The following is a 14,772-nucleotide window of genomic DNA, read 5'->3' on the forward strand; positions in this document are numbered from 1 at the left end:
ATATGATAGCAGGCATTATGAGACAAAAACAAACTTTTTCAGAAATGATTTTTCAATTTGATCAGAAACTGAGTAATGTAAAGATTGATTTACCTGACTCATATAAAATAATTAATCCTTATAGTGGCAGAAACAAAAAGCAAGTTTTGCAAATTGTCCAAATTTTCTATCAGAAGTATTTCAATGACAACAACAAGCGTTGTTTAATATTAGGTAGTTCACCGGCAAGAAGAGGCTCAGCTAATACTGGAATTCCATTTGAAGATGCCTCAAATCTCCAGAAAGAAACAGGAATTGCAATAGCAAATTTTCATGTCAGTAATGCATCTTCTAATTTTTTAAATAAAGTCATAGATAAATATGGTGGAAGGAACAAATTTTATCGAGATTTTTACCTCAATTTTGTTTGTCCCGTAGGCATTTGCAAGACTAATTCTAAGGGTAACCAAGTAAACTGCAATTATTATGAAAATAAGCGAGTTGAAGAAATGTTAACTCCTTTTATGATTTCTGCACTTAAAACGCAAATTAACTTTGGAATTGATACTTCTGTTTGTTGCTGCATCGGCAGTGGTCAAAATTATCAAGAACTAAGCAAAATTAATAAGAAATTACATTTGTTTCAAAAAATAATTCCACTTGAACATCCGCGTTTTATTACCCAATATCATCCTGAAGATGAAGAAAAATATCTGAGTAAGTATCTCAATGCTCTGACATGTGAATAATAAAAATCATTAGTTTTAAAGATAAGTGAGGTCATCAATTTATGTCCGATGTAATCCTTGAAAAAGTAAAAACAATTTATCAAATGTACCAAAATGGCGATTTAGGTGATACTACTTTACCTGAAGATAGCAACCCGCACTTAGATCCAAGTACTAATGAAAATGCGCTCTATTTCACGTTGCCAATGGCTTTAAATTATCAGAGAAATTCCTATACTTTGTGGGAAAGTGCCTTGAAAACATATGAAGATCCCGAAACTAGTTTTGTTTTTATACCGGCAAGAGTTATTACTGCTGGGTATAAATCAGTACAAAAAGCTTTGACTAAGTATCGGCTTGCTTTGCAAAAGAACAAGCAAACAGATATTTGGCTTAAATTATGTCAGACATTTACAGAGCTTTCTGATGGTAGTGTTATTAAATTCGCTAACAACTTGGATAATGATGTGAATAAGATTAGGCATTTTATGCAAAAAGATGCCAAGAAAAAGTTCCCGTATTTGTCTGGTAATAAGCTTTGTAACTATTGGCTGTATGTTCTCAGTAAATGCACTGCAATTCCCTGTGGCTTAAATACTGTGAGACTTAAGGGTAGAGGATATAAGTCTCTTATTAAACAAGGAGATTTATTACTTGAAATGGATGTAACGAGTATAAAAAGTTAAGGATTGGATCCTATCACAAGGGTTTTGGTGACTAATTATAAGAATTTCAGTAGTGTTAAGGCTATTGCTAAAGATAAGATCAATTATTTAGGTGATCTTTTACAAATAGAAGTTTAAGGTGTTAAAAATATGATTTTTCCGAAAAACTTTTTATGGGGTGGAGCAACTTCTGCAGCTCAGTATAAAGTTGCATATTTGGAAGTTGGAAAGCTCCTTCAACAGTCGATGTTATGCCACTTGGTTCAAAAAAAATAAACGGAGATCAGAAATCAAATAAATAAAAAAATTTTATCCGTCACATACAGCTGTTGATGGCTACCATCATTATCAACGAGATATTGAATTATTCCATAAAATGGGCTTTACAGTCTATCCCGTTTCAATTGCTTGGAGCAGAATTTATCCACATGGAGATGATCAAAATCCAAATCAAGCTGGATTGGATTTTTATGACAAATATAGTTGACCAATGTTTGAAATATAATAATGAACCCATAGTAATTTACAGCACTTTGATACACTAATGGGGCTAAAAAATATGGCTTTTGGGCTAGTAGTAAAACCGTAGATTTTTTGTTAAATATGCTCAAACTTTGCTTATACATTTTAACAATAAGATTAAATACTGGCTAACCTTCAACGAAATTAATAATATGTCAACTATGTCTTGGAATGCTGGAGGTATCAAAATTGAAGAGACTGAATCTGTAAAAGAAAAAGCCGCTTATTTTCAACTTCTGGCTTGTGCAAAAGTTGTGAGTTTAGCATATGAAATAAATTCAAGTAATAAAGTTGGTATGATGTATAATAGTCATTTTGGATCGGGGGTCTTTAATGATACAATTACTTTATAGATTCCAATAAGGAACAATAAGTATCTATATATAGATAGAGTTTTTATATTAAATTACAAATGTATTACTTTTTTATTTGAAAATCACGAAATTGGTTCATAATAATAAATGAGACTATGAAATTTTAATAAAAAGATTATTGATATTGTAATTTGTAAAAATGAAGGCAAATATTAATTTAATAAACAGTGGTAGACTTTGGTACAATAGTACTCAGCATGGTTCAAAAAGCAGAAAATTAATAAACCCCCTCAATCAAACTATAATTTAAGAAATAAAAATTCCAAAACGCAACAAGTTATACCAACCAATTATGAAAATACCGAATAACAAATATAAAAAGTAAAACTATTAGAATTAAATGCTGAAGAAACAAAATAATACATTATATGAATACTATGATTTAAACTTAAATTAAACCATTTTATATGATAAAATGCTTAAAGACAACAAAAATAAAAACGGTAATAAATGACATTATCGGTTGTGAATTTTAAAGAAAGCTGAAAAGATATTAGTAAGTTTGTAGTTAATTACCGAGATTACATTAGCGGTTATATCGAAACTAATTATTTTCTATCAATATGCTGATCATATTAATTGTAATTTTGCATAGCTCGTATCTTATTCAATTTGATTATCATTTAGAAAAGAATTTAATGGTGAGAATTGCTTCTTTTGATATTTATTTACCAAGTATTTATTTTTGGTGTTGCCTATTGATTTTTTTATATTGTTGATAAGAGGTTTATAAATGATAAAAGATTTATCCAAAAAACAGTTAATTGAAGTTATAAAAAACGGTGATGATAATTTTACTAATATGCTTGTTGTCGATAAAAACGGTAATATTTCTTTGTTTACTTACGAAAAACATGAGATTAATAAAGATGTTTTTAGTTATCCTTATGCAGTTATAAATTGCGAAAGTTTTCAGCGTCATAATGATTATGTTGGGGCGGCTGCAAGCAAGGATCAGCACTTCATTGAAACTGAGTACGCTCGTTTGAATGAAGCGTGGCATCTATACCAAAAAACTGGAATACAGCAGCAAGCTAGGGAGTATTAAAGGCATAAATTGAGAGTATAAAATGTATGCTTATATAGTAAAGCGCGACTCAATATTTAGCAAAATAAATTTGAAAAATAATAAAAAGACGTAAGAATAAGTTAATACCGAAACTTAGACAACTTATGGTGTTAACTTCAAAGTCTGGCTTTTTGTAGCAAATTATCTTGTTGCTCAAATAGTTTAAAAAATTTAAAATTAAACTTTTTAAAAACTCTCTTTTGAATAAAAACGTCTTTACTAATAGTAAAATTAACTTTTGCCCATTAGATTGTAGATAAAGTTGTTTTACATGTATAAAATCTTTATAAACAAAAAGACCTTTCAATCAGTTCTTAACGAATCTGTATTTGAAAGGTTTTATTTTGCAACTAACTTTATATAGATTAAAGACACTCAGGCATAGTAGTCAATGATTGCTTTCAATATTTTTGCAGCGTCAGGGTTGCCCGTGGCTTCTTCATAATATTTGCTAAAACGTTTGTCACACACATACATTTGGGCAAGTTTCTTATGTGCTTCTCCCGAATACTGACCTTTAGGCCATATTGTCAATAAATATTCTTTATGTAGGTCAAAAAGATGTTTGCCAGCAGCTTGTTTGATATCAGCAGTCTTATTAAAGTTCTTTAATTCAGTTAAAATTTCAGCGGACAATTTTTTGAAATGTGCTAATTCGTCTGCAGAAAAAGAACTGAACTTGTCATTACTAAAATCTATTTGAGCATCACCATATTTCTTCCTGATTTCTGCGCCATATTGTCTTTCATTTTTGTTAATCATTTCTTTTTTTAATGTGGCAAATTTTTCCGTGTCAGTCATTTGTGTTTCTCCCTTCATTGTTGCAAGTGTCTTATCTAAGTTCTTAATCAAATCATCTAGATTTTGCTGCTGTGCAACTAATTTGCTCCGCTGGTTTCGTAAAACTTGATATTGAGTTTTCGGTGAAGTCTGCATTACCTGTTTTATTTGTTCAAGTGGCAAGTCAAAGAGCTTTAAAAATAGAATTTTTTGCAGTTGATCAACTTCACTTTTTTCATAATAGCGATAATTATTTTCGGGATTCCTGCGCGCTTTTAAAAGTCCCTGCTTATCGTAATAGCGTAAAGTTCGTGTTGAAATGCCAGCTAGTTTTGCTAGTTCATTGATAGAATATGACATGTTTAAACTCTCCTCACTTGCAAAATTAAGTATATTGGTTGACGTAGCGTCAAGGTCAAGCACGGAAAATGATTTTTGAGAATAAAAAAGCCAGTATTTAATCAGAATACTGGGTTCTTGGCTATGATTTTTAATTTACGACGTTTAATTTTTCACCTTTTAGAAATGCTTGCAAATTTTCAACGACAATACCAAGCAAACGATTGCGGGTTTCGCGTGGTGCCCAGGCAATATGAGGGGTAATATAGCAGTTCTTAGCAGAAAGAAGTGGACTGTCAGCAGGAATGGGCTCTTTTTGGGCAACGTCAATCCCCGCTGCAGCAATCTTGCCTTCATTTAAAGCATCTGCGACATCTTTTTCATTAATTAAACCGCCGCGAGCAGTATTAATTAAAATGACGCCATCTTTCATTTGACTAATTGCCCCTTGATTAATCATTTCCGTAGTTTCTGGAGTTTGTGGCACGTGTAAACTGGCGATATCTGCTTTTTGATAAAGTTCGTCAAGTTCAACCTGCTTAGCGTAATCCGGTAAATCTGATTTTGGCCGATGGTTCCAAAAAATGATATTCATAGAAAAGGCATGACCGATTTCTGCCACTTTTTTAGCTATGTTGCCAAAGCCAATTAATCCTAAAGTTTTACCGTTTAGTTCCATTAACGGTTTAGCCCAAAAAGTAAAATCAGGGTTGCTGCTCCAGCGACCTTCATGGACTAACTGATTATGCAAGCCAACATGACTAGTAATTTCAAGTAGCAAAGCAAAAGTAAATTGCGCAACGGCATCAGTACCATAAGTAGGGATGTTAGTTACAGGAATGCCAGCTTTACGAGCTGCATTGGTGTCAACAATGTTATAACCAGTAGCAGTCACACCAATATATTTAATGTTGGGTGCCATTTTTAGCACTTTTTCGTCAAGGGGCGTTTTGTTAGTCAAAACAATTTCAGCATCCCCAATCCGCTTTAAAATTTCATCATCGTCAACTGGTGTCCGATCATAAAAAGTGCATTCGCCTAGTTTTTCAAGGGGCGTCCAGTCTAAATCACCAGGATTCAAGGCATAGCTATCTAAATTAACAATCTTCATATCTTTGACCTCACATTAATATATCTGTACTTCTTAAGTTTACTACATATTTTACGCATAACGATAAATTGTAGGACAATCAATAAGGAAGAAGTTGAGAGGTAATAATGACTGTATTTCTATCCTTATTAATTTTGCTACCTTATATCAAATTGAATATTGCAAGTTTAAATAAGATGTTATGATTTGTAGAATTTTAAAAATTTAGAATATTTGAATTGAACTAGAGTAGTAGTTATTACTGATACATGAAAATACCTTTTTATTAATAAAACGCTTTCTTTTTTAAATGAATAAAAAAATATTTTTTTAAAGAAAAACATCTGTTATAACTCTTAATATTGTGCTATTATTTTTTATATAATAAGAAAGAGAGGTAATTTTCTTCATATGCATGGATTAACTCAAATTGATGAGCCTTTTGCAATGGGGAAAGTGCGGCTTTCTTATCTATATAAATTGTTGCTGCTGTTTTTTAATATGATCAATAATAGACTTAGCTTGATACATTAGTATTATGCTAAGTCTTTTTTGATTGCAATATTTCCAGATTAGGAGGAAATCATGCCAAAATTTAAAAAGTTTTTAGTTGGTGCTATTGCAGTTTTAGGTACAGCTTTACTTGCCGGATGTTCTAATTCAGCAAAAAAGCAAAGCGATAGTGGTACACCAAAGTCTCTCAACGTACAGTTCGTACCCAGCGTTTCGGCGAATACGCTAGAAACTAAGGCAAAGCCATTAGAAAAAATGTTATCCAAGCGTCTGGGAATTCCAGTCCATGTTTCGGTTTCAACTAGTGGTAATGCGTTGGTAGAAGCAATGAAGTCTAAAAAAGTAGATGTTGGCTTTTTACCAGGGGATGACTATGTGCAGGCTCACAAACAGCATGCAGCTGATGTTTTATTACAGTCAGAGCGTTTTGGCTTAAGCAGACCGGACGGCAACTGGACTAAAAAACTAGTTCATACTTTTCATTCCGAGATTTTAGTTAGAAAGGACTCTGGCATTAAGAGTTGGAAAGATCTTAAAGGTAAGAAAATTTCAATTCAAAGCCCAACCTCAACATCTGGTTATATTTTCCCAATTGCTGAGTTAAAAGAGAAGGGATTGGATGTTCCTCGTAGCTGCAAATTAGTTACTACTACTGGGCACGATCAAGCCGTACTTAATGTCTTAAATAAAGACACTGATGCTGCTTTTGTTTTTGAAGATGCCCGCAACAATGTAATCAAGGATAATCCTAAGATTAAGTCCGAAGTTGTGCCAATTTACTATACACGTGCTATTCCCAACGACACTATCTCAGTTATTCCTAGTTTGTCAAAATCTTTCCGGGAAAAATTAGCTAACGCATTTATTGCAATTGGCAAATCTAAAGAAGGTAAGAAAGTAATCGAACGTGTTTACTCACATGAAGGATATGTCAAAGCCAAAGATAGTGACTATGACACTGTGCGCAAATATGAAAAAATTTCTCAGTCAATTTCTAAATAGTCAGATTATTAATTAATAGTAAATGCATCTTTTTAGCCAAAAGTTAAAAAGATGCATTTTTTGTGGATAAAATATAAACTAAATTCAGATAAATATAAGTTTTTAAATAATTGCGATCTTAATTTTGTAAAAAAGCTCCAGATTGTTTTAATTAACTTAAATGTAAATTGCAACCTTTTTAGTTCAGACTATAGCTATCGAACAATTTCAAACATTGACAAACAAAAGTTAACAACTATAATAAAAATGGACTAAGTTAGTTGCTTAATCTAGTTAAGAAGTAGGTTACTAATGTTAAAGAGTGAAAGACTGAAAACTATCTTACAAGTAGTAAAAACTCAGAAATTTGTTACAGTTGATGAATTGGCACAGGCTTTAAAAGTTTCGGATATGACAATTAGACGGGACCTCAATGAATTGCATAAGGCAAATAAAATTTTGCGTATTCATGGTGGAGCTCAATTATTATCTGATCAGATTCGGACCGAAAAAAGCTACCAGCAAAAACGGGAAATTCATAGTAAAGAAAAGTATGAAGTAGCTAAAAGAGCTTGTAACTTAATCCACGAAAATGACTCAATTTATGTCGGCCCGGGAACAACGTTAGAGTTACTTGTTGCTAACCTAAAAGTTAAGCATTTGAGAATAGTTACTAATTCATTACCAGTATTTGAAGCTGCAAAAGATAATATGAATGACTATGACTTGATTATGGTTGGCGGCTCATATAGAAGAATAAGTGGAGCTTTTGTGGGTGCTTTAGCTAACAATGAGTTAAAAACTATGTCTTTTTCTGTTGGTTTTGTCGGCGTTAATGGCATTAATGATACTTCTTTGACAACTGCTAACTTAGAGGAGGGTCAAACCGAAGGTATTGGATTAGACCGTTCTCAAATAAAATTTGTTGTCGCTGATTATACAAAGTTGGATCACAGTGATTTTCACCAATTTTACGATTTGCGCAATGTGGATGGACTAATTACTAACCATGGAATTGAACCTGAGTTGGAAAAGCATTACAGCCAGTTTACAACTATATATAAATAGTTTTTGAGAGGAGATTTGACTATGAAGGTTGTCATTGGTAGTGACAAGGCAGGTTTTGCTTTAAAGGAAAAAGTAAAACAATACTTGCAAGCACACCATTATGATGTTTTGGATGTTACGCCGGAAGCCGCAGAGGACTTTGTTGAATCGAGTTTAAAGGTGACTCATGAAGTCTTAGATAATGGTATCAAAAAGGCCATTATGTTTGACGAATACGGTGTAGGCTCGGCTATGGCTTCAAATAAAGTTAAGGGCATGGTTACAGCAAACGTCAATGAAGAAAGAACTGCACATATGACCGCTATGCACAATGGTGCAAAAGCAATTGCGTTGGGTAGCGGCATCGTAGGTGAAAAACTAGCTTATTCAATTGTGCAGCATTATCTAGATACAGAATATGCTGGCGGACGCCATCAGGTTCGCTTGAATATGCTTGAAGAAATGATTTAAGGAGGCTTACTAATGTTAGATAACGATAGACCACAACCAGAATTTGTTGATCCCAAAGTTGACAAGCATACTGTTATTGCCTTAGGAAACGATCATATTGTAACCTCTGTTAAAATGGCCATTTCTGATCATTTAAAAGAAGAAGGATACCAAGTCATTGATGAAGGTACTCATGACAATACTAGAACTCACTACCCAATTTATGGTAAACGCGTAGCTGAAGATGTTGCCGATGGTCGTGCAGATTTAGGTATTGTTCTTTGTGGTACAGGTATCGGCATTTCTACTGCTGCTGATAAGAACGAGGGAGTTCGTGCAGCAATGGTAGGCGATGTTGCCCAAGCCGAATATGCTCGGCGTGAATTAAACGCCAATATCTTGGGTTTTGGTGGCATTGTTTTAGGACGTGACTTTATTTTTGACATTGTCGATTCATTCTTGAATGCTAAATATGAGTCTACCCCAGAAAGACAAAATTTAATTGCCAAAATAGACGGTATTGCTAAACCTAATCCTGATCAAAAAGATAACGTACACTTCTTTGATGAAGAAAATAAGAAGTGGGCTGAAGGCGTATACCACGACTAATAGCTAAATAATAATCTAAAAATTTAAAGTTTTAATCGCACACAAAAACCATGACTTAAAAGAGTCATGGCTTTTATTTTGCTTAAGAAATTAATAGTGAATGTAAATCAAAAATGCGTAGTGCTAAAAAGTACAATATGATACTATTAAAGTTTTCAAATCGAATTATTTTGATTTTAGTAGTAGGACTAAATTTTTACAAGTAGTTTTTGTAGTTTAAATAGATATTAAAAATATATTGTTAATAATTTACCTACTCTTTGCTAGTTTAAATATTAATGTCAATTAAAATGTTTTATAATTTGATTGGACTATTATATTTTAATTTTGAAACATATTGTCTGGCATTTTCTTCTACCTGATCAAAGTTACCATTTGCTCCTGGACTTACAAGGTTACTGCCAATTCCCACTGCTGCAACGCCTGCTTTTACCCAGTCTGAAATATTATCTAAGTTAACTCCGCCAGTAGGCATTAAATTAGCATTAGGAATTGGTCCCAAAATACTCTTGATAAACTTAGGACCAAGGACATTACCTGGAAATACTTTGATTATATCAGAACCATATGATAATGCTGTTGTTATTTCTGTAGTGGTCATACAACCGGGGATGTATGGCCTTTGATATAAATTAGCAATAAGAGCAATTTCTTTGTTAAAGTTTGGTCCCACAATAAAGTCTGCGCCTGCTAAAATAGCTAAGCGTGCGGAAACTTCGTCTAAAATTGTGCCAGCACCAATTATTACATCATTTTGATATTTTTCTTTTAATTTTTTTATTACGCTATCAGCAGAAGGAACGGTAAAAGTTAGTTCGATGGTTTTAATTCCGCCCTTAATGCATGCGGCAGCGTCGTTAAAGGCCTCATCAGCAGAAGCACCTCTAATGACAGCGACTAAGAAATTATGATTAATTGATTTTAAAATATTTATTTTTTTATCCATTTTATTGTCCTGTTTCCAAATAATAAATTATAATTACAAATAATAAATTCAAATTGAGTATAACGCTTGCAGTTTTTTTAATCAAGAAAGGAAAATAAATTATGGCAGATAAATTTTATGGTACTGTTCTTTTAAAAGCGAAAAAGATAATGGATGTACTTTCTGCATCAGAGACAAGCTTGACTTTAGAGCAAATTTCTAGTGCAGCAGGAATACCTAAGCCAACGACATTTAAAATATTGACTACCTTGGACTACATTAATTTTGTAAGAAAAGATCAATCTGAGAAAAAATATTCTTTAGGAACAAATTTAATTGGTTATGGCAGTAAAGCTATGAGCGGTTTTGATATAGTTTCTATTGCAGAACCATATTTGATTGAATTAAATAAAGTAACAAGTGAAACTGTAAATTTAGGAATTGAGGAGCATTCTCAAATTGTACTGCTAAAGAAAATTGATAGTCCTCAGCCAGTTAACTTAAATTCAAAAGTTGGAGGAACCCTTGAACTTTATTCTTCTGCAATGGGTAAAGCAATACTAGCAACTAAATCGGAAAGAGAGCTTGATCAATACTTTTCAAGCGTTGAGTTGAGGCCAAGTACACCAAATACAATTACAAGCATTGCTAAATTAAAGAAGCAGATCGAAGAGGTCAAAAAAACAGGATATGCAATTGATAATCAGGAAAATCAAGCAGAAGTAGTTTGTGTTGGGGCAGCGATTCAGAAATATGGCAAGGTTTTTGGGGCAATTAGTGTAAGTACGCCAAATTACCGTTTGGACGAGCTATTGTTTAATGACTTGAAAAAGCTTGTTAAATCAGCAGTTGATCAAATTAATCAAATTATTTAAAAAAAACACTTGTAAAATCGCTTACATTGTATTATATTTTATTTGTTTGGATAAATAAGAAATATAATTTCTTATATGGAAAGGAAAAGCAATGTATGAAGACTTAACAAAAAAAGTTATTAACCCTGATCATAAAACCTTTTTAAGTAAGCAAGAGATTGAAGCTGCGATAAATACGGTGTTGAAGCAAATTAACCTGAATATCAAGTTTTTCGACAATCTTTATCCAGGTCCAGCCGCTTCTCAGGGAATTTATCGCAAAATTACCAATAATGAATGGACCAATGGTTTTTGGACTGGAATTTTGTGGCTAGCTTTTCAGTATACACACGACCCTAAATATAAAAGAATTGCAGAAAAAGACGTTGACTCATTTGAAAACAGAATTAGTCAAAAGATTGCAGTCAATCATCATGACTTAGGATTTTTATATACGACTTCGGTAGTTAGTGATTTTAAAATTACTGGAAATGAAAACGCCAGACAGATAGCTTTGAAGGCTGCTGATTGTCTAGTATCAAGGTTTCAATCTAACGGTGGGTTTATTCAAGCTTGGGGGGATTTAAATGATAACAATGAATATAGACTAATCATTGATTCTTTAATGAACATCCCTTTACTTTATTGGGCTGAACAGGTCACACGGAATTCTAAATACGGTAAAATTGCTGATCGACATTATCAAAATGTTATTAATACCGTTATTAGAAGTAATGGTTCAACTTATCATACATATTACTTTGACAAACAAAATGGTAGACCTTTAAAAGGTATGACCAAACAAGGATATAGTGATGATTCAAGTTGGGCCAGAGGACAAGCCTGGGCTGTTTATGGTATTCCTTTACACTATAAATATCGTCACGATCAAGAAGATTTTAAACTTTTTAGAGGCGTAACTAACTATTTCTTAAATAGGTTGCCTAATGATTTTATCCCGTACTGGGATTTGATCTTTGATGATGGTGATAATCAACCTAAAGATTCTTCATCTGGTGCTATAGCAATTTGTGGGATTGCTGAAATGCTAAAGCATTTACCTGAATCTTTTAGCAACAAGTACGAATATGTATTGTTACTGCATAAAATGTTGAGATCGTTAATTGATAATTATGCAAATAATGATTTGAAGCCTGGTGCCCCATTACTAAATCATGGTGTGTACTCTTGGCATTCAGGTAAAGGAGTTGATGAAGGAAATATTTGGGGAGACTATTTTTATTTTGAAGCACTTATGAGATTTTATGAAGACTGGAAAGTATTTTGGTAGAAAAGGGCGAAAGAAATGACAAATCCAAATATTGTAGCTGTCCGTTTGGATGAAAGATTAATTCATGGCCAGGGCAGATTATGGATTTCTAATTTAGGAGTTAATTTAGTCATAGTTGCAAATGATGAAGTTGCTAAAAGTTCAATTCAGCAAACTCTGATGAAGTCACTATTACCTGACTCAATTGGGGTTAGATTTTTCACAATTGCAGAAACTATTGACAAGATTTTTAAAGCGGCACCTCAACAGTCAATTTTTATAATTGTTAAAACTGCGGCTGACACGTTAAAACTAGTTGAAGGAGGCGTACCAATTAAGAAATTAAATGTGGGAAACATTCATTTTAAAGATGGAAAAACTAAAGTTACAAATTATATTTCGGTAGATAAGGAAGATATGACGGCTTTTAAAACAATGAGAGATAAATATCAAATTGATTTTAATACCCGTGTAACTCCGATTGGAAACGAAGTAGGATCAGACTTTAATTTAAATAAATATGTTGATGATTGGAAAGGAGAATAAATATGAACTTTACCGTTTGGCAAGCTATATTGGTAGGTTTATGGGCCGCATTTTGTTTTGCAGGACAAGTTTGGGGTACTTATACAAATAGGGCTTTGTTTATATCATTTGGTGTTGGTCTCATTTTAGGAGACTTAAAGACAGCAGTTATTTTTGGTGCTACAGCTGAATTAGCATTTATGGGCTTTGGTGTTGGACCTGGAGGTTCCACTCCACCTAATCCGCTTGGACCAGGTATTGTAGGTTCAATTTTAGCAATTTCTATGCATAAATTGTCTCCAAGTGCAGCTTTAACTCTGTCATATCCATTTGCTATGTTAGTACCATTTATTATCACTTTGATTTTTACGATTAACTCAGGTTCAATGGCTTCTGCTAAAAAAGCCGTTAGTGAAGGAAAATATCATAAGTTCAATATTATGTCTAATTTAACTTTGTGGGAATTTATGTTATTTGCTTTTCTGTTCGGACTAGCAGCTACATTAAGTACATCAGCTTTAAGAGCATTTGTTATGATGATTCCTCAATGGTTGATGAATGGATTAACAGTTGTCGGTGGTTTGCTTCCAGCTGTTGGTTTTGCTCTTATCATGAGTACCATGCTTAAAAAAGAATATATACCAGCCATCATAGTTGGATATATCTGTGTTGCTTACCTTAAGATGCCGGTTATTGGTCTTGCATTTGTAGGTGTAGCCTTAGCATTTAATAATTACTACAATCGTAAAAAATCTGGTAGTAATCATCAAGAGCAAAACAATGGAGGTGTAGAAAATGGCATCTAGGAAACCAGTTTTAACTAAAAAAGATTATGCCATATCTATTTTAAGATCATATTATCTGCAAAATGTCCAGAATTACGGCAATATGCAGGGAACAGGAGTTTTAAAATCTATTTGGCCAGAATTGCATAAAATCTATCAGGATGATGAACAAGAGTTTAGACGTGTAGCTATTTCTAACTTGGAGTTTTATAACACTAACCCACAACCTTATCCTTTTGTTACTAGCATTATGCTGGCTATGTATGATAGTGGCCAAAGTGAAAGTGATGTACAAGCAATTAAGATGGCTTTAATGGGACCTTTGGCGGGTATCGGTGATGCGTTATCACAATTTGCCTTGGCGCCATTGTTTTCAACTATATTTGCGTCACTTGCTTTACAAGGCATTATTTATGCACCATTAATGTTCTTTGCTTGCTTATTTGGAATTACATTTGGTGTTAGATGCTTAATGGGCTACTTAGGCTGGAAAGTCGGTACTAGTATCATTGATACTTTGAGTGACAAGATGGCTGTTATAGCTGATATTGCCAGTACAATTGGTCTGACAGTTATTGCCGGGTTATCTGTTTCATTCGTTAAAGTAAATTTAGGTTTAAAATATTCCGCTGTGATTAAAGGTAAGACTCAACTAGTAACAGTGCAGGCATTTTTAGACAAAATCATGCCGTACCTATTGCCTGTATTACTAATTTACTTTGTTTATTGGCTAATTACCAAGAAGAAGTGGACAGTTTATAAGATTATACTCTTACTTTTAGTCTTAGGAATTGCACTTTCAGCCATGGGCATATTAGTTCCTTGAGGTAAATAATTATGAAATATGATGTATGTATCATAGGACATGGTAATTTCCCTTCGGGCCTTAAATCAGCTGTCAAATTAATTGCAGGAACTTGTGAAAGAATCACCTGCTTTAATTTAAATGATGAAACAACTCATGAACAGTTTGAGCAAGATGTTGAGCAATATATTCAATCACATACAAATGTAATTTTCTTTGCTGATATGGTTGGTGGTGCACCATACCAAATTGTAGCTAAAAAAGTTTTATTACAAAATGATGTACACAAATTTATAGTAGCTGGTGTTTCTTTAAATTTAGTTTTGGATATATATCTGAAAAACATGTCTGAGCAGTTGAACACTCAAAATATTGACAATGAAATTAAGCACGTAATTAATGAATCAAAATCATTAATGAAAGAGATCTCATGTAAACAAGATTTAGAAAAAGAGTCCTAAT

The 14,772-nt window shown here is 33.1% G+C and carries 18 protein-coding genes; 15 read left to right on the top strand and 3 right to left on the bottom strand.

The window, feature by feature from the left end:
* The first annotated feature begins 17 nt into the window (after positions 1-17).
* The 5 genes from F5ESL0260_RS02080 (at position 18) to F5ESL0260_RS02100 (ending at position 3,316) form a co-directional block, all read left to right on the top strand.
* On the top strand, positions 18-728 hold the full coding sequence (locus F5ESL0260_RS02080; RefSeq protein ID WP_122025697.1) for a uracil-DNA glycosylase family protein: 711 nt from the start codon (positions 18-20) through the stop codon (positions 726-728).
* 41 nt (positions 729-769) lie between these two features.
* On the top strand, positions 770-1,393 hold the full coding sequence (locus tag F5ESL0260_RS02085) for a hypothetical protein (RefSeq protein ID WP_122025698.1): 624 nt from the start codon (positions 770-772) through the stop codon (positions 1,391-1,393).
* A gap of 355 nt (positions 1,394-1,748) precedes the next feature.
* Entirely contained in the window at positions 1,749-1,859 is a 111-nt protein-coding gene (locus F5ESL0260_RS09605) for a family 1 glycosylhydrolase (protein ID WP_370448579.1), read from the top strand.
* Positions 1,860-1,986: 127 nt separating this feature from the next.
* Positions 1,987-2,247 carry a family 1 glycosylhydrolase gene (locus F5ESL0260_RS09560; protein WP_122025700.1) on the top strand — a complete coding sequence of 87 codons (261 nt, stop codon included), beginning with the start codon at positions 1,987-1,989 and terminating at the stop codon, positions 2,245-2,247.
* Positions 2,248-3,001: 754 nt separating this feature from the next.
* Positions 3,002-3,316 carry a hypothetical protein gene (locus F5ESL0260_RS02100; RefSeq protein ID WP_122025701.1) on the top strand — a complete coding sequence of 105 codons (315 nt, stop codon included), beginning with the start codon at positions 3,002-3,004 and terminating at the stop codon, positions 3,314-3,316.
* Between the two features lie 396 nt (positions 3,317-3,712).
* On the opposite strand, the gene F5ESL0260_RS02105 is transcribed toward F5ESL0260_RS02100, so the two are convergent.
* On the bottom strand, positions 3,713-4,477 hold the full coding sequence (locus F5ESL0260_RS02105) for a MerR family transcriptional regulator (RefSeq protein ID WP_122025702.1): 765 nt from the start codon (positions 4,475-4,477) through the stop codon (positions 3,713-3,715).
* A 130-nt stretch (positions 4,478-4,607) separates the two neighbouring features.
* Positions 4,608-5,567, bottom strand: a complete 960-nt coding sequence (locus tag F5ESL0260_RS02110; RefSeq protein WP_122025703.1) for a D-2-hydroxyacid dehydrogenase — start codon at positions 5,565-5,567, stop codon at positions 4,608-4,610.
* Positions 5,568-6,131: 564 nt separating this feature from the next.
* On the opposite strand from F5ESL0260_RS02110, the gene phnD reads away from it, so the two are divergent.
* The 4 genes from phnD (at position 6,132) to lacB (ending at position 9,146) form a co-directional block, all read left to right on the top strand.
* The gene (gene phnD / locus F5ESL0260_RS02115) at positions 6,132-7,061 is read left to right on the top strand and encodes a phosphate/phosphite/phosphonate ABC transporter substrate-binding protein (protein ID WP_122025704.1); all 930 of its coding nucleotides are present in this window, start codon (positions 6,132-6,134) and stop codon (positions 7,059-7,061) included.
* 291 nt (positions 7,062-7,352) lie between these two features.
* Entirely contained in the window at positions 7,353-8,108 is a 756-nt protein-coding gene (locus F5ESL0260_RS02120; protein WP_046324394.1) for a DeoR/GlpR family DNA-binding transcription regulator, read from the top strand.
* Between the two features lie 21 nt (positions 8,109-8,129).
* Positions 8,130-8,558 carry a galactose-6-phosphate isomerase subunit LacA gene (lacA, locus tag F5ESL0260_RS02125; RefSeq protein ID WP_110445649.1) on the top strand — a complete coding sequence of 143 codons (429 nt, stop codon included), beginning with the start codon at positions 8,130-8,132 and terminating at the stop codon, positions 8,556-8,558.
* 12 nt (positions 8,559-8,570) lie between these two features.
* Complete coding sequence (lacB, locus tag F5ESL0260_RS02130; protein WP_110445650.1) at positions 8,571-9,146, top strand: galactose-6-phosphate isomerase subunit LacB; 576 nt, start codon at positions 8,571-8,573, stop codon at positions 9,144-9,146.
* A gap of 295 nt (positions 9,147-9,441) precedes the next feature.
* On the opposite strand, the gene F5ESL0260_RS02135 is transcribed toward lacB, so the two are convergent.
* On the bottom strand, positions 9,442-10,092 hold the full coding sequence (locus F5ESL0260_RS02135; RefSeq protein ID WP_046324397.1) for a bifunctional 2-keto-4-hydroxyglutarate aldolase/2-keto-3-deoxy-6-phosphogluconate aldolase: 651 nt from the start codon (positions 10,090-10,092) through the stop codon (positions 9,442-9,444).
* Positions 10,093-10,193: 101 nt separating this feature from the next.
* Between F5ESL0260_RS02135 and F5ESL0260_RS02140 the strand changes: the two genes are divergently transcribed.
* The 6 genes from F5ESL0260_RS02140 (at position 10,194) to F5ESL0260_RS02165 (ending at position 14,771) form a co-directional block, all read left to right on the top strand.
* Positions 10,194-10,946, top strand: a complete 753-nt coding sequence (locus F5ESL0260_RS02140; protein WP_122025705.1) for an IclR family transcriptional regulator — start codon at positions 10,194-10,196, stop codon at positions 10,944-10,946.
* 91 nt (positions 10,947-11,037) lie between these two features.
* Positions 11,038-12,216, top strand: a complete 1,179-nt coding sequence (locus F5ESL0260_RS02145) for a glycoside hydrolase family 88 protein (RefSeq protein WP_122025706.1) — start codon at positions 11,038-11,040, stop codon at positions 12,214-12,216.
* Between the two features lie 15 nt (positions 12,217-12,231).
* Positions 12,232-12,741, top strand: coding sequence for a PTS sugar transporter subunit IIB (locus F5ESL0260_RS02150; RefSeq protein WP_046324400.1), 510 nt, complete (start codon positions 12,232-12,234; stop codon positions 12,739-12,741).
* 2 nt (positions 12,742-12,743) lie between these two features.
* Entirely contained in the window at positions 12,744-13,526 is a 783-nt protein-coding gene (locus F5ESL0260_RS02155) for a PTS sugar transporter subunit IIC (protein ID WP_046324401.1), read from the top strand.
* Positions 13,516-14,331 (top strand): PTS system mannose/fructose/sorbose family transporter subunit IID, encoded by an 816-nt coding sequence (locus F5ESL0260_RS02160; protein ID WP_046324402.1) that lies wholly within the window; start codon positions 13,516-13,518, stop codon positions 14,329-14,331. Before F5ESL0260_RS02155 ends, F5ESL0260_RS02160 begins: the two co-directional genes overlap by 11 nt.
* Before the next feature lie 11 nt (positions 14,332-14,342).
* Entirely contained in the window at positions 14,343-14,771 is a 429-nt protein-coding gene (locus F5ESL0260_RS02165; protein ID WP_122025707.1) for a PTS sugar transporter subunit IIA, read from the top strand.
* Position 14,772: the final 1 nt, after the last annotated feature.

Origin of the sequence: Lactobacillus sp. ESL0260, assembly GCF_003692935.1 — a bacterium.
Taxonomy (GTDB): domain Bacteria; phylum Bacillota; class Bacilli; order Lactobacillales; family Lactobacillaceae; genus Lactobacillus; species Lactobacillus melliventris.